Source organism: Singulisphaera acidiphila DSM 18658 (assembly GCF_000242455.2).
GTDB classification, from domain to species: domain Bacteria; phylum Planctomycetota; class Planctomycetia; order Isosphaerales; family Isosphaeraceae; genus Singulisphaera; species Singulisphaera acidiphila.
The window spans coordinates 316587-337622 of the sequence record NC_019892.1 but is presented as its reverse complement, the minus strand read 5'-3'; the positions used below and the strand labels follow the sequence as shown (position 1 = coordinate 337622).

The window sequence follows — 21036 nt, the reverse complement described above, 5'->3', positions numbered from 1 at the left end:
GATGAGCGAAGTCCGCTTGATCCCGCTGGGCGTGGGAGACGCATTCGCCGCCAGCCACTACACCACCTGCCTGGCGCTCGGGGTGGACGATGCCTGGCTCTTGATCGAGTGCCCGCACCCGATCCGCAAGATGCTCCGCGAGGCGACGGGCGCGGCCGGTTTGCCCTTCGACCTCGACCGGGTCGAAGCCGTCGCGGTCAGCCACCTCCACGCCGATCATTGCTCGGGGCTGGAGGACTTCGGCTACTACACCTACTTCGCGCTCGGCCGACGCGCCCGGCTCGCCATGCACCCCGAGGCCTCGGCCAAGCTCTGGGACGGCCTGCTCGCCGCCGGAATGGCCGAGGTGCAGATGGAACCCAACGGCCCGACGATCCAGAAACAGCTCGACGACTACTTCGAGCTGATCCCCTTGAACGCGTCGACGCCGGTCTCGGTGGGCCCATTCGCGATCGAGTGCCGGCGGACGATCCACCCGGTCCCGACGACCGCGTTCCGGATCCGGGCCGGCGGGCGGACCCTCGCCTTCAGCGCCGACACGGCGTTCGACCCCACGCTCATCGACTGGCTCGCCCCCGCCGACCTGATCGTCCACGAGGTGACGGTCCTCGGCCACGCAGCGGTCCACACTCCCTACGAAAAGCTCGTCGCCCTCCCTGCCGCCCTCCGCAATAAAATGCGATTGATCCACTATCCCGACGACTTCGACCTTGCTGCCAGCGTCATCGAGCCGCTCCGCCAGGGACAGTGCTACGCTGTCTAACGTTCGTTGCGGTTCTTTGCCGATCGCGTTAAGGTAACAAACCCCACGGTCGGCCCGTTCTTGTTAGAGGGCGGAATTGTGGGCCGTGACCACCGTTGTGACGAGAGAGTGGGGCGCTGCTGATGCGAGTTCTGGTGACCGGGGTCTCTGGGTTCGTGGGGGGGCATCTTGCCGAACACCTGCTCGACTCGGGCGACCTGGTGGTCGGGCTATCGGCCCGGGGCGTCTGGCCCAAGGAGCTGGCGCACCTGTCGCGGCAGGTCCGGATCGAGCCCTGCGACCTGGCCGAAGCCAGCGAGTCGGACCTGGTCGACCTGATCGGCCGCAAGCAGCCCGAGGCGATCTACCACCTCGCCGCGCAGGCGAACCCGCAAGCGAGCATGGCCGACCCCCGAGGCACCTGGGCCTTGAACCTGGGGGGAACCCTGAACCTGCTCGAAGCCGTCAAGGCGACGGGCCTCCCCTTGAAGGTGGTGCTGGTCGGCTCGGGGGTCAGCTACGGTAACCCGGGGCCGGAACACCTGCCCGTCTCCGAGTCCTGCCCCTTGAGGCCGAATAACCCGTACGCGGCCAGCAAAGCGGCGGCCGACCTCCTGGGAATCCAGCAATATCTCTCGCACGGCACCGACGTCGTGATCGCCCGCCCGTTCAACCACGCCGGCCCGCGCCAGGGAGCCAACTACGTCCTGGGGGGCCTGGCGCGGCAGGTCGCCGAGGTCGAGCTCGGCCGACGGGCACGGATCGAGGTCGGCAACCTCGACGTCGTCCGCGACTTCACCGACGTCCGCGACGTCGTTCGCGGCTACCGCCTCCTCGCCCAGAAGGGGGCAAGCGGCGAAATCTACAACCTCGGCACCGGCCAGGGGACGAAGATCGCTGACGCCCTGGCCATCCTGACCTCCCTGGCCCGCGCTCCGATCGAGGTCTACGTCGACCCCGCGCGGGTCCGCCCGGTCGATCAGCCCTTGCTCGTGGCCGATTCGACCAAGCTTCGCGCCGTCGGGTGGGCGCCGGCGTTCTCGATCGAGCAGACGCTGGCCGACATGCTGCAATACTGGCGCGAGATCGTGGCTCGCGAGACCTGATCTGCTGATCCCGGCCGACGCCTGTCATCATGGTCGTGATAGGGGGCGGTTCTTCATCAGATCCATTTCGATGCGGAGCGTAGCGATCGTTCGCTCGGCGAGCTCGGACTCGCGACGAAGGCGTTCGTATTTGATCTCCAACTCGCGCAAGCGATCCTCCGCTTGGAAAGTCTCCGGCTCGTTCGCAGCGCCCGAACGCTCAATCGCCTTGAGCCGGCGTCGAGAGCGGGCGAGCCGGATCTCGACATCTTTCAGCTCGACTCGCCTCATCTCAAGCTGTGCCTGGTTCTCAGCAATCCCCACCTCAGACTGGCGTACCATGGACGTCGCGATATAACCCTTCTGCTTCTGCCGATCGATGTCGGTTTTCAACGCCAGGACATAGGCGCTTCGCAGCTCGGCCTCACGGCATTCGGCCAGCTTCGCCTTGTGGAGGGCTTCAAGGTATTCGACATCCTCGCGAGCCCTTGCCTTGCGCTCCTCCCAAGGATCGTCCTGAGGCTCGGGGGCAGGGACAGTGGCAGGGGGCTGCTTCTTCTCGGCCGGTGGCTCTGCCCCCTGTGGCGGCGCCGATTGCGCGGGGCTTGGCGCGAGGGCCAAGGTCAGGCCAAGGGCGATGACCGGCGTGGGGATGTACCGTGAAAACCACCGTTTCATGACCAGCTCCCATTGCCAAAAGGGACCGCGAGAGCGAAGGGACGCGTAGTTTTTCGCCTTATCGCTCCTTTTTGGTTTCTACCTGGCCCCAACCGCGCCGTAAAGCCGTCACCCTTGAATGCGGGGAAAATCGTCCGAGCCGGCCTGACGGCCGGTTCTTCATCGCTTCTACCACCTGAAATGCCGTTTGTTTATGATGGGCGGTCGAGGCGGCGCCTCGATCTTCCCTTGCCTCGACCCGAGGCAGGCAAACCAAGCAACGCAACGATTCATTAAAAACGGCGGGAGATCCCACGCGCCATGGCGAAAACGAGCGACTACCTGGCCCTCGACCTGGGGGCTGAGAGCGGGCGAGGGCTCCTGGGCAAATTCGACGGCGAGCGAATCGTCCTCGAAGAGGTCCACCGCTTCCCCAACGGGCCGGTCCGGGTCTTCGACACCTTGCACTGGGACTTGCCCCGGCTCTTCGAAGAGATCAAGGTCGCCCTCCGCAAAGCGGCCACGGCCAACCCGGGGCTCGACGGCGTGGGGGTCGACACCTGGGGCGTCGACTTCGGCCTGGTCGGGCGCGGGGATACGCTGCTGAGCAACCCGGTCCACTACCGCGATGCGCGGACGGACGGCATGTTCGAGGCGGCCTTCCGCCGGGTCCCTCGCGAGCGGATCTACGAGATCACCGGGCTCCAGTTCCTGCCGTTCAACACGCTCTATCAACTGCTGGCGATGCGACTGTCCGACTCGCCGATCCTGGAGATGGCCGAAACCCTCCTGATGATGCCCGACCTGTTCGCCTGGCTCCTGACCGGCAGGCGGACGGGGGAGCGGACCGACGCCTCGACGACCCAGTTGCTCGACCCGAGGTCGGGGACCTGGTCCGACGAGCTCTGCCGGGACCTGAACTTGCCCCGGCAGATCCTCCCTGAGCTGATCGACCCGGGGACGGTGATCGGCCCGATCCGCCGGCCTCTGGCCGAGGAGCTCGGGATCCCCCAAGGTCTGAGCGTCCTGGCGCCGGCGACCCACGACACCGCCAGCGCCGTGGCTGCGGTGCCGGTGGTCCGACCTCGCGGGGTCGTCGACGTCGTCGGCCCCCCCGATTGGTGCTACCTCAGCTCAGGGACCTGGTCGCTCCTGGGGGTCGAGGTCCACCAGCCGGTCATCACGGCCGACACGCTCAAGTACAACTTCACGAACGAAGGGGGAGTCGTCGGCACGACGCGGCTGCTCAAGAACATCATGGGGCTCTGGCTCGTGCAGGAGTGCCGCCGAGCCTGGGCCCGCACGGGGCGCGAGGTCTCGTACGAGGAGCTCGCCACCCTCGCTGAGGCCGCCCGGCCGTTCGCCGCCCTGGTCGATCCCGATGACGAGTCGTTCCTCTCCCCCGGCGACATGCCCGCACGGCTGGCCGCCTACTGCACCAGGACCGGCCAGACCCCGCCCCAGGACGAAGGGGCGTTCGCCCGCTGCGCGTTGGAGAGCCTGGCGCTCAAGTACCGCTGGACCATCGAGCGGCTCGAACGGATCCTCGGCACGACGATCCGCACGATCCACGTCGTCGGCGGCGGCACCCGCAACGCCTTGCTCTGCCAGTTCACGGCCGACGCCTGCGGTCGCCCCGTCCACGCCGGACCGGTCGAGGCCACCGCCGTCGGCAACGTCCTCTTGCAGGCGATGGGCCGGGGCCGGATCGGCTCCCTGGCCGAGGCCCGCGAGATCGTCGCCCGCTCGTTCCCGGTCATCGTCTACGAGCCGAGGAACACCGCCGTCTGGGACGAGGCCGCCGCCCGATTCGCCTCCCTGGTGCCAGCCTGACCTGAGCTCCCATCCCAAGTCGCGAGGCGGCGGACCAAGCCTTTGTTCCCCCAAAAGGCAAGGTTCCGCCGCCTCGCGTCGCAAATACATCCCGAATCAGCCTCTCCCCAAAACCTTCCCGCAGCAGCAACGCTGGATTTCACACTTGCGAGCAAATCCTGTTTCAGCATAAAATATCAAGGAATACCTTTCTCCTGACACGATCGCAATGCGCTCCCACGAGACACCCACCATGCGATACGTTCAAGCCGCGATCCTCCTTGTCTTCCTGGCTGCGGTCGGTCTCTTTGCCGCGCAGAATATGCAGGCAATCACGGTCAAGTTCTTCGGCTGGAGCATTTCTGCCCCTGTCGCCCTCCTCGCCGTCGCAGTCTATCTCTTGGGGATGCTGACGGGTTGGACGGTGATCGCATTCTTGAGACGCTCAATCCATCGTGTTAGCGAAGTACACCGCCGAGAGCGCTAGACCGCTTTAAATCTCAACGCACTCCATAAACTCAAGCACTTTCTGATTAATTTCGTCATTGCCGTGCCGTGATGGCAATCCTGGGCCAACCGCCATCGCCAAATGGGCCGCCTTATCCCCAGCGTGTGGACGGTAAAGCGCGGTAGCGGTTCCGGTCGAGCACCTCGGTCACAACAATGTGACGGTGACCTTGGGGCAGGCCGCGCCGGAGGTCCCGGCGCGACGAGCCAGCGTCAGCACCAGATCAGGAATATGGGCGATAGACCCACATCGTGCCCGACTTGAACGTGTAAGTCGTCGCCGTCACCGTCTTGTCTTTCGCGGTCGACGTCGTCGAAAACGAGGTGCCCCAGATCGTCCCCTCCTGCACGATCTTTTTGGCGTCGGCCGACTTGCCCTTGGAGCCGACGTTCTGCTGAAGCACGTAGATATAATTTCCGCTTACTCCACTGACGATTGCGGTGTGGTGGCCGTAGCTGGAATTGGAGCTTGACATTTGCCACGAGCCGTTCGGCTTGGTGACCTTCTGCGACATGCTGAACGTGACGTTGCGGAACTGGATGATGTCACCGGGCTTGATCGACGAAATCGATCCGCCGGACGGCGTCAGGGTCGTGATCTTGCGACCCCAGACATAGTCGGCGTCCAAGCCGGAAGGGCCTAAGGTATAGAACCGCTTCCCGCCGGCAGTGCGGACGGCCTCGTCGGCCAAGGTCGCGCACTCCCCGTCGCCGATCTTCTTGCCCAGGGCCTTTTGCGCAAAGGAGAGAACCTGACTATTCAAGTCGGCCTTGATCGAGATCAACGCATGAGCCGGCGCGGCGGATAGGGTAAGGCGAGACTCCAAACCGTCGATGGACGGGCGCATCGAACGGCGCGGGCGGCGGATTGTCATCGTCTGCGATCTCCGCATTCATGTATGCAACGTCGGATGTTGTAGAGTGGGCCTCATCGCCCAGCCCGTTGGGGCTACACCAAATGTAGCTCATCATGCTGACAACGCATACTTTTTTTACGTACCGCATTCAACATCGCTCATTTCTCCCATCTAATGACAATGTAAATCTTTAGCATGAATCTCCCATACGACGAAGGAAGAGTCCGAAGAAGTTTATCACGGCAAGGCTTGTGGTCCAGAATTGGCACAAACAAAAGGAAACGGAAGGCCAACACGCCTAAACAAGCATTTCACATTTATTGCAGTGTTTTACCATTCCCATTGCGCTCGCGAATCATTCCATCGTGACGGATATGCTTGGGGAATGATCGTGGAAAGGAGGCCACGATCATACGTCCCTATTCCCTGGCACTTCACGAGCGGATCGCGGTGGCGGTCGATCATCACGATGGCTCAATCCACTGGCTTGCCTGGGTGTGTTCCCTGTCAGGAGCAGGCAGGGGAACACGTCCTGCAAGAACGCGTGCCGTGGTTGAAGCGAAGTCGCCCTGTTCAGGCTGGATTGGATCGGGTCGAAGCATACATCGTTTTGCCATTCGCATCCAATCAATTCAAAATTTCCATAAAATCAGCTACCGAAATAGCCCCGAACCTGCAACCAGGCATTGAGAGAGGTTGTCGGGGCTGTTGGATCCAACTTCCTTGCGGCCAATCGAGCCGGCGAAAGCGTCAATGCGCTTGCTTGGGATTGGCAGACCGGAGAACGGTGGTGACGGCATGGTGGTCGGACGGGGTGCGTCCGTCTCGTGCGGCGTGAACGATCGCCGCCTCTTGCACCTCCCAGTCCGTCGAACAGCCGATCCAGTCGATCCTCGGACCCGAGGAGACCCCGGCCCGGAAGTCTGTGATCGTGCCCTCGCCCTTGGCTTTCGTCGGGTGGGCGACCCGGAACGTGTCGAGCACGGTTCGGGACGGCTCGGCAGCTTCGAACAAGGCCTGGTACGGTTCGCTCCCCTCGTCGCTGTTGAAATCGCCGGTCACCACGATCCGGCAGCCCTCGCCGAGCTCCCCGATCTTCTTGCGGAGGAGCCGGGCCGATTCGAGCCGGGCTTTCCGCCCCCGGTGGTCGAAATGGGTGTTGAAGAACGCGATCGGGGACGTGGCCGGGTTTGTCTTGTCTCGAAGCTTCACCCAGGTCGTCATCCGAGGCAACGACGTATCCCAACTCTTGCTCCCCGCGCGTTCGGGCGTCTCGCTCAGCCAAAAATGGCCCCCGGCGAGCTTCTCGAAGCGATCTGTGCGGTAGAACAAGGCCATCATCTCGCCCTTCTCACCACCGTCGTCCCGGCCCGCAGCCAGCAGGTCATAACCATCGAGCCGCGCAGCGAGGTCGTCACGCTGGCGGGCCAGGGTCTCCTGCGTCCCGAGCAGGTCGGGGTTGAACTCCTTGATGGTCTCGGCCAGGAAATCCTTCCGGTTGTCCCAGACGTTCTTCCCGTCAGAGGCCGTGGCATAGCGAATGTTGTAGCCCATGACCCGCACGGCATCGTTCCTGGTGGGCTCAGCGCAGAGGGCCGCGAGTGAGAGTGCGAGGAATGCGAACGTCATGAGACTTCCCGGGGGTTGATTGAGAATCAGCCGGAGATGGAGTTCGGGATCCTATCGTAAATGGTCGCGAGGTAACTCGACAGGCCGCACTGATGAACTCCAGTCGCTCGCTCACTCTGGGGCACGCGGCGTCCGTTCCATCCCGACGGGAACCACCACAGCCGTCTGCCGTGGACGCGCGTCGCACGCCTATTGAAAATCAATCAACAATACTCATGTCACAAAAAAAATTAAGACGCTAATCAATCATCCCCGCAATGGAGACAGTAAAAGCCTGGAGTCAGCATGCACTGTCGCCCCTTCGGGGCTGCAAAACCTCATTTCATCTTATCCGAATTCCAGGGGTTTCACCCCTGGCTAGGAGCGGCCGCCCCTTCAGGGCTACACAAGCCGGCTCATCGAAGGCATCACACCAGCGGCACACTTCCTGACCGCCTGGATCTTGACAACTTTCCCGCTCCTACTCAATAATGCGTACATAGTCGAACGTTGGATCGCGTGAGGGAGCTTGACGCCATGGCCGGACGCAAGATCGTTGCGATCACGGAGCGGCAGTTTGCCGTTCTCCGCGTGCTCTGGGAGCACGGCCCACAGACGGTCCGGGGCTTGATGGAGCATCTACCCCGAGGCGAGAGTCAGCCTTACACCACGGTGCTCGGCCTGCTTCAGGTCATGGAGAAGGCAAAGCTGGTCGACCACGAGAAAGAGGGGCTGACCCATCGCTACCGGCCCCTTGTCTCGCAGCAAGAGGCTACGGGGAACCTGCTGTCCGACTTCCTGGCGCGGTTCTTCCACGGGTCGGCCGAGCAGTTGATCCTCGGGCTCGTGGACACCGAGAAGCTGGCACCCGACGAGTTCCGAGCGATCGAGGCCCGGCTCACGAGTGTTGAAGAGCAGATGGCGGCCAAGCGTCCGAAGAGCGAGGAAGAGACCGGAGCCAAACGAGGGAGGAAGAAACGATGATGGAAGCGATCGACTTCTGGGTCGTTCCCGGGCTTCAGTTCCTGGCTGAATGGTCGGCGCGTTGGGCCCTGGTTCTCCTCGTCCTGGCGCTCTGGTTCATTCTGAGGCCGCCGCAACGAACGGCGACCCGTCACCTGTTGTGCCTGATGGCGCTGGCGGCGGGCTTACTGCTCCCCGTCATGCCTCGCTGGCAGGTCGAGATCGCCACGCGACCGACGGCAAATCCAGCAATGGTCGCGGTCGATCGACCCTTGACTGGCGAAAGCCTTATTCCGGAGCCAGGGGCGGTGCTCTCCCGCCCCCGCTCGAACGTGGTCGCTCGGCCGCTGGAACCACGACTTGGCGACGAGGAACGGCGCAGTCAGCCCGCGCCGGAGCCGATCGGCGTCGGGCGACTGCTCGCGCTGGGAATTGCCTCAATCTGGGCGTTGGCCGCCATCCTGCTCTCAGTCCGGCTGGTGGGGGGACGGCTCTTCCTGGCCAGGCTGAAGGCTCAGGCCGTGCCGTGCGGAGAGGCGTCCGGACGGTTGCTCGTCGAGTGCCAGCAAAGCTTGGGGCTCTCCCGACTCGCAAGGCTCGCGATGCACCCGGCAACAACCTCGCCAGTGGTGATCGGTGGACGGGTGCCGGTAATTCTCGTTCCGCCCGACTGGGACGGCTGGCCCGAAGCCCACCGCCGCGACTGTCTACGGCATGAGCTCGCGCACCTGCAACGCCGCGACGACTGGGCCAAGTTCATTCAGGAGCTGGTTCTCGTCCCCTTCTTCTTCCACCCCTTGGTTCGCTGGCTGCTCAAGCGGCTCGACCGCGAGCGTGAGTTGCTTTGCGACGAGACCGTCGTGGCTCTGGGCGGGGACCCGTTGGTTTACGCCCGCCTACTGTTGGACCTGGCCCGGAGACCCGGTCAGAGGTTGATCGCCACAGCCGCGCTGAGGCCCGGCTGGCTCCCCTTTTTCGACCGCGGCACGGTCGCGGTCCGCATCGAGCGACTCCTGGAGGATGACATGATGCGTTCCCTCTCTCCCCCGTCCCCCCACCGCCTGTTCGCGATGGGAACCGTGGCTCTGGCCACCGCCCTGGGAATCAGCAGCTTGCAAGTCCGGGCCGTCGAGACGCCGGCGAAGCAGGACAACCCCACGGAACAACGGGGGGCCGTTCCCAAAGGCGACGGTTCGTTCACGGCCAAACTCAGCGCCGAGGACACTCCCCCCAAGGAAGTCGAAGCTCCCCGCGAGGTCGCTGAGGACGAACTGGCCGGCGTCGTCGTCGACGCCCAAGGCAAGCCGATCGAGGGGGTCGAAGCCCACGCCTGGCACTGGGTTCCCGGGCGAGTGACTCGGACCGATCGAGACGGCCGGTTCCGAATCACCAAGTTGGATAAGGGTGATAAGGTCGAGATCCGATTCCGCAAGGAGGGGTACGAGACACAGTATCACCTGGACAAGGCCACCGGACAGCCTGGCTGGGTGGTCGTTCTCGGCAACACCACCTTCTTCGAGGGACGCGTGCTCGCGCCTGACGGATCACCGGCCTCTGACGTGATGATCCAGGCCGACAGCGGCCCGAAACGCGCCTCGGGATTCATGTTGTCCGAGTGCTATACCGAAACGAAGAGCGGCAAGGACGGCCGCTACCGCCTCTACGTGGAACCCGGACAGTACGACATCAAGGTGCGCTCGCCCGGGGTTGGAGTGGCTGGGCTCTCGAAGGAAGTGATCGCCGCCAATCAAATTCGGAAGCAGGACATTCGCCTGGAGCCCGGAATCAACGTGGTCGCCCGTACGGTCGACCACGAGACCGGCAAGCCGGTTGCCGGAGTCTCGCTCTCCCACTGGCAGAAGCCCGGCATCGAGGGAACCTCCGACGCCGACGGCCGGATCGAGATTCGCGACGTCCCGCCCGGCACGTATCCCCGGTTCCAGGTCAAAGCCAAGGACTACACCCGGTGGTGGTCCAACGCCTGCCTGAGCGAGTGGAGCCGCTTCCAGAAAGATGCGGGGCGCGGGTTCCAGCGGAACTTCGACGGCCTGGACTTCCTTATCGAACCCGGCATGAAGGACATCACAATCGAGCTCGAGCGGGGGGCGACGGTCCGTGGACGGGTGCTCGACCCGGACGGCAAGCCCGTCGCCGGCGCGACCGTGGCACCGGCCTTGACCGGCACGGGAAACTCGCTGACCGGCGATACCCGGTTCAGCGTCCCGACCGATGACGAAGGGCGTTTCACCATGCTCTTACCCGCCAGCGGCCCCTGCGACTACAACCTCGTCGCCCACGACGGCAAGTACGGCCAGTGGCGCACCTGGGCCAACGGCGTCCTTCCGCCGTTTCGGACCACGCCAGGAGAGGAATTCAGCGACGTCGAGCTCCGCCTGACCCGGCCGGCCACCGTCCACGGCCGCGTGACCGATCTTGAGGGCAAGCCCGTGGCGGATCGCGAGGTCCGTGCCAGCGCGGCCGACCTCCTTGAGAATCGCTACTACGATCCCACCACCAAGACCGACAAGGATGGCATCTTCGAACTGAAATATGTTCGCAGCGGTAGGCAATTCATCCAAGTCGCCCCGTTCTGGCTCTCCGCGAACGATGCGCCGGCAGGGACGAGCCAGGAATTGAAGCTCGAGCCCGGAGAGTCGAAGGAGGGGATCAACTTCCAGATCCAGGTTCAAGATCGCAACAACTGAGTGAGGGATGCGCCGTTGATTGGATCCGTGGGAGAGCATCTTTCTTCTCCCACCTCAAACCGGCGACAGGATTCTCAGCCTGGACCACACAAGAGACGAGCGGGGCGTTTACGCTCCCCGCTCGCCTCTTCTCTTTAAACGTCCAGGGACAACGTACCAAGTTCCGCCGTCAGCGTTTGGGAACATGCGTACCGCATTCGCGGCAGGCGACAGCACCGAGGTGGACGGGCCGGCCACAGCCGGGGCAAACGCGGAGCCCGGCCTCGGCTTTGACCGCCGGCACGGCGGTCTTGGCGAGGTGGCCGCGTGCCCAGGTCTCCAGCACGGCCATGTCGGCCGCGTCGAGTTCCGCCGTCTGCGCTTCGGGGTGAGAGGACGCCAGGGCCGGATTCGACGACGACGAAGGGACAGGGACGATCTTGCCGCAGTCGGGGCACTTCCCGGCCGGCGGGTGCGATCCCTCCTCGTCCACCTTGACCTTGAGCCGGCGCCCGCACGGGCAGGCGAATCGAATGAATCCATCCCCTCCGGGCGTACCGGGGGCGATCCGACGGACCCGGATCTTCGCCGCGCACTTTGGGCAAACGATCCGGTCGGATCCATCCTCGGGAACATCCAGGAGATAGCCGCAACGGCAGGTCGCCTTCATGACGCCTTTCCGAACCTCTTCGCTTCGCTTGATATCAACCCGGGGGGTTGGAGGGAAGAACGGCTGACGAGGGGACGTGCTTTCACTGACTTCACTTCATCGTCGCAGGCTTCAGCAAGAGCTCCACAGGAATCAGCGCGTTCAGGCTCCCGGACCGGAACCCTTCGAGGTCGAGGGTCACATACTTGAATCCGAGGGCATGGAACGCAGGCACCAGCTCCATCCGAATTTCAGGGGCAGCCAGGCGGGAGAGGTCTTCCAAGGGGACCTCAATCCGAGCCATGTCTCCCTTGTGATAGCGCACCCGGAGCATCCGCAATCCGCGCTGGCGAAGCCACTGCTCGGCCTGGTCGATCATCCGCACGCGTTCGGGAGTGACCGACTCACCATAGGCGACCCGGCTCGACAAGCAAGGGGTCGCCGGCTTGTCCCAGGTGGGCAGGTCCCACCCCTTGGCCAAGGCCCGAACGTCGGCCTTGCCGAGCCCACACTCCTGGAGCGGGTGCCGGACCTCGTTCTCGGAAGCCGCGCGCATGCCGGGGCGGTGGTCCCCCGAGTCATCGGTGTTGGCCCCGGAGGCGATCACGTCCACCCCGAGCTCTCCGAGCAGGCCCGAGAGCCGGCCGTAGAGCTCACTCTTGCAGAAGTAGCAGCGGTCGGTGCTGTTCTGCACGTAGCTCGGGTTGGCGAACTCCTCGGTCCGGATCACCCGGTGCCGGATCCCGATCCGCTGGGCGAGTTCACGAGCCTCTTCAAGCTCCCCCTCGGCCAGACTGTCGGAAACCGCCGTCACCGCCACCGCCATGTCTCCCAGCGCAATCTGGGCAGCCTGGGCAACGACCGTGCTATCCACACCGCCCGAAAAGGCGACAGCCACCCGCCCGTAGCCCTTCAGGGTCGCGAGCAGCCCGTCGCGGCGGGCGATCAGTTCAGGGTCGTTCCACGTGCTCAAGGCACACCTCCATCCCCAAGGCGCAGGCGCTCGATTTCGCTCGACCCTGATTATAGTGGCGACGCCCCCCCCGCCTCAAGCCAAGAGCGGCGGCCCCTGGGAATTCCCTTTCCCTTCCCAAAAGAGCAGGGCGGGACACCCGCCGTCCCAGGGCTGATGCTCTACGCAGGTGGAATGTGGCTCCACCACCCAAAACATTCTTGAGGCATGGATTCTTGCAGGCGATGGGTCAACCCATGATAATCAAAAGTCAGTTTACTTCCGCCCTCAATAACACAACCATTTTCCATACAGCAATTCACATAAATCAAAACAATTTCCAACATCAAAGACAGAGCAATCGAGGAAGAGGCAGACCCCAACAATTCGCTCCACGCCGACTGGGGAGGTTGAAGCATGGATCCCACACGGTTCCACACGGCGAAGGCGGCTCCGAAGGGCTGGGAATCGCCCCGCGCCCAGCCTTCGAAGTCTCTCAGCCTTGTCCGCAAGTCGATCCTCTTGAATCTCGGGATCGTCGTGACAGTCCTGCCGGTCCTCTCCCTCGGGGGTGACCCGAGGGCCTTCCTGACGACTCTGATGATCCTGGCAGCGATCAGCGTCTTGATCTGGACCGCAACCTTCGCCACATCCTCGTTCATTTCGATCTCAAAAATCTTCGAGGCCCAGCAAGCCAATGAGACGGGGCGAAGGCGTCGGGATCCCGGAACGGAATTCGGCGTCGTCGACAAGTGGATGGACGGCCCCCTCTGAATGAAGATGAGGAAGAGGAACGGCCACCCACTCGCGTCAGGCCAATCCGCCCACCGGAGCGGCAGCCGGGCAGGCGAGAGTGAGCCGAGCCCGGGAGATTCCACACGCCTGCTGGATCTGCTGGCAGGTCGCGGGCATGCCGAGCGTGATCCAGCCGTCATCACCGAGCAAGTCCTGGCGTGCGGCGAGAACGGCGTGCTTGATAGCGAAGTAGGCCGAATTGCCCAGCGACAGGCAGGGCTCGCTCGCCGACTTCGAGGAGTAGACCGCCAGCAGTCGGGCCTGCTCCTGCTCGCGCCAGCGTTCGGAGGTCGACGGCGTGAGCGTCACCCGCAGGTCGAGGGGAATCGACTTGGTGCACGGGGGTTTGTAGTTCCAGATGTTGTCCGTCAGGAGCCGGCCTTCCTCGTCGTAGCGGATCTCCTCGGTGGTGACGAAGCCAAGTCCTTGCACGTAGCCCCCCTCGATCTGACCGATGTCGATCGCGGGGTTGAGGGACCGGCCGGCGTCATAACGGATGTCCGCCCGCAAAACGGTGGACTCGCCCGTGAGGACGTCGATCTCGACCTCCGACACTGCAAACGCATAGGTGAAGTAGGCGAAGAAACGCCCCTTCGGGTAGCGGTCTGTCGGCTCGTCGTGGTGGGGGGCCTTATACAGTTCGACCGCGCTCAGGTTGACGCGACCCAGCCAGGCCTTGCGAACGATCTCGGGCCAGAGCCGCTGCCAATCATCGCGCCAGTTCTCGATCCGGTCGGGCGAGCCGGCGTCCTCCTGCTCCCGGCAAAACTGTTCGATCCGCTGCCGCAACGCGCGGCAAGCCAGGGCCACCGCGCCGCCGTTCAAGTCGAAACCGGTCGATGCGGCCGTGGGAGGGGCGTTGGCAATCGTGTCGGTGCTGTTCCCGGCGACCCGGATCGACTCGAGGGGGAGGTTGAGCTCGCCCGCAGCCACCTGGGCGATCTTAGTGTGGAGCCCTTGTCCCATCTCGACGCCGCCGTGGGTGACCAGGACCGACCCGTCCAGGCGGTTGACACTGACCAAGGCCGTCGACGTGTTCATCGCGGGGAGTTGCTTGAACCCGATGCCGTACTTGAGCGGGACCATGGAAATGCCCCGCTTCCGCCAGCGGTTGGTGCGGTTGAACTCCTCGACCCGCTCGGCCCTGGCGGCGAACTCGCAACTCTCGTAGTGGTGGTCCCACTGCTCCCGGAGGTCGCAGAACCAGAGCGGCTGGCCGAAGTGTGTGGTGCCGGCATCGATCATCCCATGGTCGGAGCGGTAGAGGTTCTGGCGCCTGATCTCCTCGGCCCGCACCTTTCGCCCCTGGCGCCTGCCGAGCTCGTGGGCGGCATGCTCCACAGCCTCCTCAAGAGCGAGGTGGGGCTGCACCTGCCCGAACGTGCGCATCGCCGTGTTGCTGGCCTTGTTCGTGCGGTAGACCGTGCCCGAGGCGCGGAAGGTCGGGATCTGGTAACAGCCGTCGGCCATCATCACGCTCCCCTTGATGACGGCGAACGAACAGTCGTTGGTATCGCCCCCTTCGGAGTGGAGGTCGAGCCGGCCGCCGACGAACTGGCCCTCGTCGTTGATGGCGAGGTGATAGTCGCTCCGATACGGGTGGCGCTTCCCGGTCATCTGCATGTCGGTCTGCCGGTCGTAGACGATCCGAACAGGCCGGCGCAGCTTGTGAGCGGCCACGGCAGCGGCAGCGGCGATGAAGCAGGCCCGGTTCTGCTTGCCCCCGAACCCGCCGCCAATCTGGCCGACCCGCACATTCACCTGGTTGATCCGGACACCGAGCACGCGAGCGATGGATGCCTGGTCGCCGTTCGGGTTCTGCGTGGAGGAGACGAGAGTCATCTCATCGTAACTGCCGGGGATCGCCAGCGCGTTGAACGTCTCGAGATAAAAGTGTGCCTGGGCCCCCGTGGACACGACTCCCGAAACGACAAAGGCCCCCGGTGCCGGCTTCGAGGGCTCGGCCAGCCAGGCCGTGTCGCTCCCCTCCCGCACCACGTCGACGAAGGGGGCGTGGATCGCCCCCTCGGGGTTGTGGGGCATAACGGCCCCGGCCTTGATCGCCTCTTCGAGCGTCGTGATCGCGGGGAGATCGTCATATTTCAGGCCGTCAAGCCGGATGAACTCGGCGGCCCGCTTCGCGGTCGCCCGGTCCCGCGCGACGGCCAGGCAAATGGGAGCGCCCACGTGCGTGACGACGCCGGGGCTGAAGACCGGGTCATCGAGTCCCAGGCCGATCAGGTTGTTGCCACCGGTGGGGATGTCGTCGACCGTGACGATCGCCAAGAACCCAGGGAACTTCTGCTTGAGCAGCTCCTGGAGCGCATCGCGTCCTTCGGCCGGGCCGGCAAAGCGGAAGCGGGCGTGGGGCCGGTCGCTCATGACCATCACCCCGTGGCCGCCCCCCTCGGGCATCCGTTCATCCTGCGGATAAATCGCCTCGCCGGTCGCCTGGGCGAAGGCCATCCGCTTGACGATCGACCGAGGGGTCGGCCCGTCGTCGGCCTGGACCTCGCAGCTCTGCCGGCCGGTCGAGAGCGGGCGCTCCGCGTGCTCGGCCGCCGACAGGTTGGCCGGATCGGAACCGCCCGGGCCGACGCGTTCCGCAACGTGGAGGAAGAACTTGTAGAAGAAGCTCTCCACAAGTTGCTCGCGATATTCCCCCGTGAAACCTTCCTCGTCCATGGGAACGATCTGCTCACGGCACTCGGCCCGCAGGACCGTCATCGCTTCAAGGAGCGTGGCATCATCCCAAGGCTTGCCCGCCAGCGTCTGCTCCGTCTTGGGCATCCGGCCGTTGAACGAGGCCACTCCCCCGTAGATGACGCGGACCTCTCCGGGGATCGCATGCCCGCGCTCGTCCAGCCGGCACGAGAAGCCGGCATTGATGATCGCGTGCGCCATCTGGGGCCGGCGAGCGACCCGGTAGGTCTGAACATATTCGTCACGGCGACCGAGCGGCACGTGGAAGAATTCCAGCAAGGCATCGGCGGGGAGGTCCTCCGCCACGGGCATGGCGAGCAGCGGAAAGGTCGCCCGGCCCTCGCGATAGTCGGCCGATCGGATCGTGACCGTCGTGCCAAGCGTGGCCAGGAGGGTCATCATGTCGGAGGGGAACGGAATCCCCTCCCGAGTGTGGCTCGCGGCGACGAAGATGTTGCCGCCGATGCTGCCGGCGTTGCGGACCTGGATGCCGGCGACGTACTGGCCGTGCCGGACCAGTTCCCGGAGCCCCGCCGTCTCCACGGCATCCCGCTCGTCAATCAGGGCGCTGGCCGCGTCGAGCAGCCGCTGGATCGAGACGCCCGCCCCCACGCGAAGCCCCTCGGCCTCGATGGCGATCCCCTGGAGTTCCCCAACCTGCGAGAGGTCGATCAGGACACGCGGCTTCTCTTGCGGATAGAGCACGGCGGCCGTGCTCCCGACGACGACCCGCACGTTTGCGCGGCCGAGCTCGGCGGTCAGCAACCGTTTCAGCTCCATGGCCTCATCCAGCGCAGTGGGGCGGATCCAGTGTAAGCCGCGCGCCGAGAAGTGGAGCCGAGCGGCCTCCCCGGGAGCGGGGAGATCCGCAAGGGAAACGGTCACCGGCGAGGAGCGGACCTCGAGCGGAAAGCAGGGGTCGGCCTCGCATTTCATGCACGGGTCGAGTGCGGGGTCGTAGTCGCTACCGAAGCTGCGCATGGCGGAGAGGATGGGCCGGTAGCCGGTGCAACGACAGAGGTTGCCGCCGAAGCTGTCTTCGATCTTCCGCTCGGTCGGCTGATCGTTGCCCCGCAGCAACGCATGCATGTTCATCACGAACCCGGGGGTACAGTAGCCGCACTGGCTCCCGTTGTTGATCGCGACCCGATGCTGGACCGGGTCGAGCCCGTCGTGGACATTGCCGATGCCCTCCACGGTGGTCACGTGCGTGCCGGCCAGCGCGGCGAGAGGTCGCAGGCAGGCGTTAATGGCTTCGTGCCGTTCCCCTTCGCGCGTCCGCCGCGAGATCATGACCGTACAGGCGCCACAGCCCCCCTGCGAACAGCCGATCTTGGTGCCGGTCAGGCCGATCTCACGCAGGTAATCGGCAAGCAAAACGGCGGGGTCAGGGTTCTCGAGAACCATCCGCTCACCGTTCAGCCAGAAGACGAGTTCCGACGAATAGTCCTGGAGCCGGTCGGCCACCGCAGAGCACGCTTCGATGATTCTTTCGGAGTCCGACATCAGCTTCCCCCCTCGACAACACGCCTATTGCCTCATACAGCCTACCTTGCCACATCAGCTTAGGACATGGAGTGGCGAATTCTTTGCTTCGTTTTTTTATTATGCGAATAACACGTTAAGTATGAGGGTTGGAGCGTGGCCGGACATCGAGTCGGCCGACGGGATTGGGCGGTGGTGCGTCTCGAAGAGCAAGCCCTGATTTTCGGGCCGTGCTCCTGAATTTCGGCCCAACCATTTCCAAGACAACAGATAAGAGGAGAATTATAGGGAAGGGCTTTTTCCCTCGACCTGACGGCGCCACTGCGGATACTCCGTCTCGATGAGTTTGAGCGGCCAGGAGCCATACCAGGCGGTGCCCGTCCGGCGCTCTCGTTCGATCTCGGCCAGGGCGTACCGCTTGATCCCATCGCGGCCGGCGAACACAGGGCGGTTGGAACCGATCTCGTAATGCCGAGCCCAGAGCGGCCGGGCCTTCGGGTCGGCAACCAGGGTGACGTCGAAATCGGCGCTATGGCGGAGGAACTCCTCTCGGGGTGCCTTTACTTTTTCCACGCGAACCCCCAGCAACTTGACCCGGTTAAGCCAAACCAATGCCCCCTCGACCGAGGCCAGCACCGCCGGGCTCGGCTGCCTCGAACGGATCAGAAACCGGACGATCCCGGCCGTATCCTGGGGGCAGAGGGAGGCAAGTTCGAACGTGCGGGCCGGCCGGGGTTCGAAGGTCATCTCGTCGTGCTGCTGGCACCAACCCGTCAGGGCCTCACCCTCGCGGATCTGGCACTTCAGGATGCAGTCGACGCCTCGGCGCACAGCCTCACGGGCTTTCTGGCGCCGGCCTTCGTCGAGCCAACGAAAATGCGCGGCCCCATCGGCAGCGTCCTCAAGGACGTTCAGGATTCCGATCATGACTCCATCATTAAAGGTGATATGAGCATGAAAATCTTTCGGGTTCGGAAACCGCTGAGGGAAGCCACCGTGGGGATATTGTGAGGCCAGCAAGAAATCAAAGCCACGCTCACAGGCCAAACGCCAGGCCGGTTCATCCACCTGGGCGATCGCTCGCGCCAAGTAGTCCACTTGCGAGTGGATATTGTCATTGTCGTACGAGGTGTCCGACCGCGAACGGGTCGCGAGGACCTCCTTCTTCTGGTCGGCCGTGAGGACCGCCGTCATGTCGTAGTCCTTCGGCCAGCCGCCGTTGTCGCGCTGGAAGAGGAGGATGTTCGCCACGATCTCGCGCACCTGGTTAGGCGCGTAGGCCGGCTGATCGGGTCTTGCCTGAACGAACCGGCTCGCGTCTCGGAGGTCCCGCCAGTGATGCGCACTACTGCCAAACCGATCCAGCGGGATCGGCTTCAGGTCCTCCGCGTTCTGAACCGCTCTCTGCAATAATCCGGCATCACATCTCTTTTCAATAATCAAAATATCACAAAACGATACCTTCATGACAATCCCGCTGAGGACGATGATAGCCAGAGCATTCCTGAGGCAGTCGCGCAGCATGGTTGTCTCAACCTTCCAAAGCGTTGTTTCCAGGAGGTCAGGAAAGATCCGCAAAAAAATGGAGTGAGCGGAGGATCGATGGCGGAATGGATCGCGGCCCGTTCCGGAATTCTATCGCGAGGGAGCGGAGGCGGACAGGAACGCCCCAAAAGGGCGGACGGAAAAACTTTGTCACCTTTCCTCGAGTGAGCGCCACTAATTTGAGGAGGTGCCGCACGGCCTCCTTCGCTAAGCTTGCCAAGGGATTTACCAAGGGACGGACATGACGATTCCCATACTGAATCAACGTTTACCCGATTCGGACCTGTGGCGACGCATCTGCCAGGGGGATGCGAAGGCGTTCGAAGTCCTTGTGGGGCGATATCAGTCTCTGGTCTCCGCCGTGGCGTACAACGTTTGTGGCAACGTAGCCCTCAGCGAAGACGTGGCCCAGGAGACCTTCTGGGCGGCCTGGCGCCAGCGAGCGTCGCTCTTACAGCCGGACCGCCTCCGCCCTTGGCTGTGCGGGATTGCCCGGAACCTCGGCAAGAACGCGTGCGGCAAGGCCGCGCGAGCCGCCGAACCGGCCACCGCGCTCGACCTCAACGCCGTGGCCGAGTTGACGACCGACGAGCCAGGCCCCGTGGAAGATGCGGTCTCCCGAGAAGAAGAATCGCTCGTCTGGGAGACGCTCGCCCAGATCCCCGACGCCTATCGCGAGCCGCTGATCCTGTTCTACCGCGAGGACCAGTCCGTGGCCGAAGTCGCCGCGGCGCTCGAGCTCAGCGAGGAGACGGTCCGGCAACGGCTCTCGCGTGGCCGAGGGATGCTCCGCGAACGCGTGGCCGGGCTGGTCGAGAGCGGGCTCCGACGGACTCGACCGGGGCGTGGGTTCACCGTCGCCGTCATGGCCGGCCTGACCGCCCACTCGGCCGGCACGAAAGCCGCGATCGCCGGCGCGGCAGCGGCCGGCGCGGCAAAGGGGGCGGGGGGTGTCGGGCTCGCGGGGGGGCTGCTCGGCAGCCTCCTCGGATCTCTGATCGGCCTTGGAGGAGGGTGGCTCGGGAGTTGGCTTCCGGCTCAAGTCGCCCGCACGAAGGTCGAACGCAACATCCTATTGCGGAACGGCCGACGCTTCCTCCTGGCCTCGATCATCTTCGCGGCCGGAGTCTTTGGGCTGGTGGAAACGCTGAGCCGGAAGTCTCCGGCCGCCTACTGGATCTCCCTGGGGATCTGGTACGTTATGTTCATGGCCTACATCGCGTTTGAGTCGATCCGCACGGTCCAAAAGGTCAAACAGGTCCTTGCCGAGTCGGGAGTGGTCCACGAACCCAACGACACCGCGTTGAGCGTCGGCATCAATACCATCGCGGCTCGACTCCGGGGCCGTGTCTTCCAGAGCAGGACCCAATTCCTCGGGTATCCGCTGGTCGACATCAACGTCAGCGACCCGCGTCCGCCAAGCGGCCTCGGCACTCCCAGGGCGGAAGGCCGCGTCGCACGCGGCTGGATCGCGATCGGCGACGACGCTCGCGGCCTCTTGCTGGCCATCGGCTCGAAGGCCCGAGGGATCATTGCGATCGGGCACCGAGCCGTCGGAGTGGTGAGTCTCGGCGGGATGGCTTTCGGCCTCGTCGCCATCGGCGGGCTCGCGCTGGGGGTCGTGGGGGTCGGCGGCCTCGCCTTGGGCCTCTTCGCGGTGGGGGGAGTCGCGGTTGGCTGGCAGGCGTGTGGCGGCACCCCAATCGCCTGGAACGTTGCAAGCGGCGGCGCGGCCATTGCCTGGCACGCCGCCTTCGGCGGGATGGCTATCGCCCATGACTATGCCATAGGTGGTCAGGCCTGGGCCCGGCACGCCAACGATGGAGCCGCCAAGGCTCTCCTCCTCAACCACCCGCTCGTTCAGGGCATGCAGTGGTACTGCGTCAATGTCGGCTGGACGACGGCGGGAATCCTCGTCCTTAGCCTGGCGATCCCCTTCGCGCTCCTCCCGCTGATGTACCGCCGCGACCGGGGGAACTACTGACCTGCTTG

At 64.3% G+C, this 21036-nt stretch carries 15 protein-coding genes; 8 read left to right on the top strand and 7 right to left on the bottom strand.

All coding sequences use genetic code 11. From position 1 onward, the window contains the following. Position 1: 1 nt before the first annotated feature. Positions 2 to 763: an MBL fold metallo-hydrolase gene (locus SINAC_RS01320; RefSeq protein WP_015243899.1), complete on the top strand. Its 762-nt coding sequence runs from the start codon at positions 2 to 4 to the stop codon at positions 761 to 763. A gap of 122 nt (positions 764 to 885) precedes the next feature. Next, on the top strand, positions 886 to 1848 hold the full coding sequence (locus tag SINAC_RS01315) for a GDP-mannose 4,6-dehydratase (protein ID WP_015243898.1): 963 nt from the start codon (positions 886 to 888) through the stop codon (positions 1846 to 1848). Between the two features lie 27 nt (positions 1849 to 1875). Here the strand turns inward: SINAC_RS01315 and SINAC_RS01310 are convergent, their stop codons facing one another. Beyond that, positions 1876 to 2505 (bottom strand): hypothetical protein, encoded by a 630-nt coding sequence (locus SINAC_RS01310; RefSeq protein ID WP_015243897.1) that lies wholly within the window; start codon positions 2503 to 2505, stop codon positions 1876 to 1878. 300 nt (positions 2506 to 2805) lie between these two features. On the opposite strand from SINAC_RS01310, the gene SINAC_RS01305 reads away from it, so the two are divergent. Both SINAC_RS01305 and SINAC_RS01300 read left to right on the top strand, forming a co-directional pair. Beyond that, a complete protein-coding gene (locus SINAC_RS01305; RefSeq protein WP_015243896.1) occupies positions 2806 to 4317 on the top strand; it encodes a rhamnulokinase in 1512 nt (503 codons plus the stop codon). A gap of 232 nt (positions 4318 to 4549) precedes the next feature. After that, a complete protein-coding gene (locus SINAC_RS01300) occupies positions 4550 to 4783 on the top strand; it encodes a lipopolysaccharide assembly protein LapA domain-containing protein (protein ID WP_015243895.1) in 234 nt (77 codons plus the stop codon). Positions 4784 to 5027: 244 nt separating this feature from the next. Here the strand turns inward: SINAC_RS01300 and SINAC_RS01295 are convergent, their stop codons facing one another. After that, positions 5028 to 5678 carry a CHAP domain-containing protein gene (locus tag SINAC_RS01295; RefSeq protein ID WP_015243894.1) on the bottom strand — a complete coding sequence of 217 codons (651 nt, stop codon included), beginning with the start codon at positions 5676 to 5678 and terminating at the stop codon, positions 5028 to 5030. A 732-nt stretch (positions 5679 to 6410) separates the two neighbouring features. Continuing rightward, positions 6411 to 7289, bottom strand: a complete 879-nt coding sequence (locus SINAC_RS01290) for an endonuclease/exonuclease/phosphatase family protein (RefSeq protein WP_015243893.1) — start codon at positions 7287 to 7289, stop codon at positions 6411 to 6413. 516 nt (positions 7290 to 7805) lie between these two features. On the opposite strand from SINAC_RS01290, the gene SINAC_RS01285 reads away from it, so the two are divergent. Then, complete coding sequence (locus SINAC_RS01285) at positions 7806 to 8252, top strand: BlaI/MecI/CopY family transcriptional regulator (protein ID WP_015243892.1); 447 nt, start codon at positions 7806 to 7808, stop codon at positions 8250 to 8252. Further along, entirely contained in the window at positions 8249 to 10936 is a 2688-nt protein-coding gene (locus SINAC_RS01280) for a carboxypeptidase regulatory-like domain-containing protein (RefSeq protein WP_015243891.1), read from the top strand. The genes SINAC_RS01285 and SINAC_RS01280 overlap by 4 nt, the downstream gene beginning before the upstream one ends. 169 nt (positions 10937 to 11105) lie before the next feature. Here the strand turns inward: SINAC_RS01280 and SINAC_RS01275 are convergent, their stop codons facing one another. Together SINAC_RS01275 and larE are read right to left on the bottom strand one after the other, a co-directional pair. Next, positions 11106 to 11585, bottom strand: coding sequence for a hypothetical protein (locus tag SINAC_RS01275; protein WP_015243890.1), 480 nt, complete (start codon positions 11583 to 11585; stop codon positions 11106 to 11108). Positions 11586 to 11676: 91 nt separating this feature from the next. Beyond that, complete coding sequence (larE, locus tag SINAC_RS01270) at positions 11677 to 12537, bottom strand: ATP-dependent sacrificial sulfur transferase LarE (protein WP_015243889.1); 861 nt, start codon at positions 12535 to 12537, stop codon at positions 11677 to 11679. Between the two features lie 396 nt (positions 12538 to 12933). Between larE and SINAC_RS01265 the strand changes: the two genes are divergently transcribed. Continuing rightward, the gene (locus tag SINAC_RS01265) at positions 12934 to 13290 is read left to right on the top strand and encodes a hypothetical protein (protein WP_015243888.1); all 357 of its coding nucleotides are present in this window, start codon (positions 12934 to 12936) and stop codon (positions 13288 to 13290) included. Positions 13291 to 13326: 36 nt separating this feature from the next. Here the strand turns inward: SINAC_RS01265 and SINAC_RS01260 are convergent, their stop codons facing one another. Together SINAC_RS01260 and pelA are read right to left on the bottom strand one after the other, a co-directional pair. Further along, positions 13327 to 17520 (bottom strand): molybdopterin cofactor-binding domain-containing protein, encoded by a 4194-nt coding sequence (locus tag SINAC_RS01260; protein ID WP_015243887.1) that lies wholly within the window; start codon positions 17518 to 17520, stop codon positions 13327 to 13329. A 261-nt stretch (positions 17521 to 17781) separates the two neighbouring features. Continuing rightward, entirely contained in the window at positions 17782 to 19023 is a 1242-nt protein-coding gene (pelA, locus tag SINAC_RS01255; RefSeq protein WP_015243886.1) for a pectate lyase, read from the bottom strand. Positions 19024 to 19285: 262 nt separating this feature from the next. Between pelA and SINAC_RS01250 the strand changes: the two genes are divergently transcribed. Beyond that, positions 19286 to 21028: an RNA polymerase sigma factor gene (locus SINAC_RS01250; protein ID WP_015243885.1), complete on the top strand. Its 1743-nt coding sequence runs from the start codon at positions 19286 to 19288 to the stop codon at positions 21026 to 21028. Positions 21029 to 21036 lie beyond the last annotated feature (8 nt).

Coding starts and splice junctions, on each gene's coding strand:
- SINAC_RS01250 (WP_015243885.1), top strand. CDS start 19,286: ATGACGATTCCCATACTGAATCAACGTTTACCCGATTCGGACCTGTGG.
- SINAC_RS01315 (WP_015243898.1), top strand. CDS start 886: ATGCGAGTTCTGGTGACCGGGGTCTCTGGGTTCGTGGGGGGGCATCTT.
- SINAC_RS01260 (WP_015243887.1), bottom strand. CDS start 17,520: ATGTCGGACTCCGAAAGAATCATCGAAGCGTGCTCTGCGGTGGCCGAC.
- SINAC_RS01265 (WP_015243888.1), top strand. CDS start 12,934: ATGGATCCCACACGGTTCCACACGGCGAAGGCGGCTCCGAAGGGCTGG.
- SINAC_RS01310 (WP_015243897.1), bottom strand. CDS start 2,505: ATGAAACGGTGGTTTTCACGGTACATCCCCACGCCGGTCATCGCCCTT.
- SINAC_RS01275 (WP_015243890.1), bottom strand. CDS start 11,585: ATGAAGGCGACCTGCCGTTGCGGCTATCTCCTGGATGTTCCCGAGGAT.
- SINAC_RS01305 (WP_015243896.1), top strand. CDS start 2,806: ATGGCGAAAACGAGCGACTACCTGGCCCTCGACCTGGGGGCTGAGAGC.
- SINAC_RS01320 (WP_015243899.1), top strand. CDS start 2: ATGAGCGAAGTCCGCTTGATCCCGCTGGGCGTGGGAGACGCATTCGCC.
- SINAC_RS01285 (WP_015243892.1), top strand. CDS start 7,806: ATGGCCGGACGCAAGATCGTTGCGATCACGGAGCGGCAGTTTGCCGTT.
- SINAC_RS01300 (WP_015243895.1), top strand. CDS start 4,550: ATGCGATACGTTCAAGCCGCGATCCTCCTTGTCTTCCTGGCTGCGGTC.
- SINAC_RS01295 (WP_015243894.1), bottom strand. CDS start 5,678: ATGACAATCCGCCGCCCGCGCCGTTCGATGCGCCCGTCCATCGACGGT.
- SINAC_RS01290 (WP_015243893.1), bottom strand. CDS start 7,289: ATGACGTTCGCATTCCTCGCACTCTCACTCGCGGCCCTCTGCGCTGAG.
- pelA (WP_015243886.1), bottom strand. CDS start 19,023: ATGCTGCGCGACTGCCTCAGGAATGCTCTGGCTATCATCGTCCTCAGC.
- SINAC_RS01280 (WP_015243891.1), top strand. CDS start 8,249: ATGATGGAAGCGATCGACTTCTGGGTCGTTCCCGGGCTTCAGTTCCTG.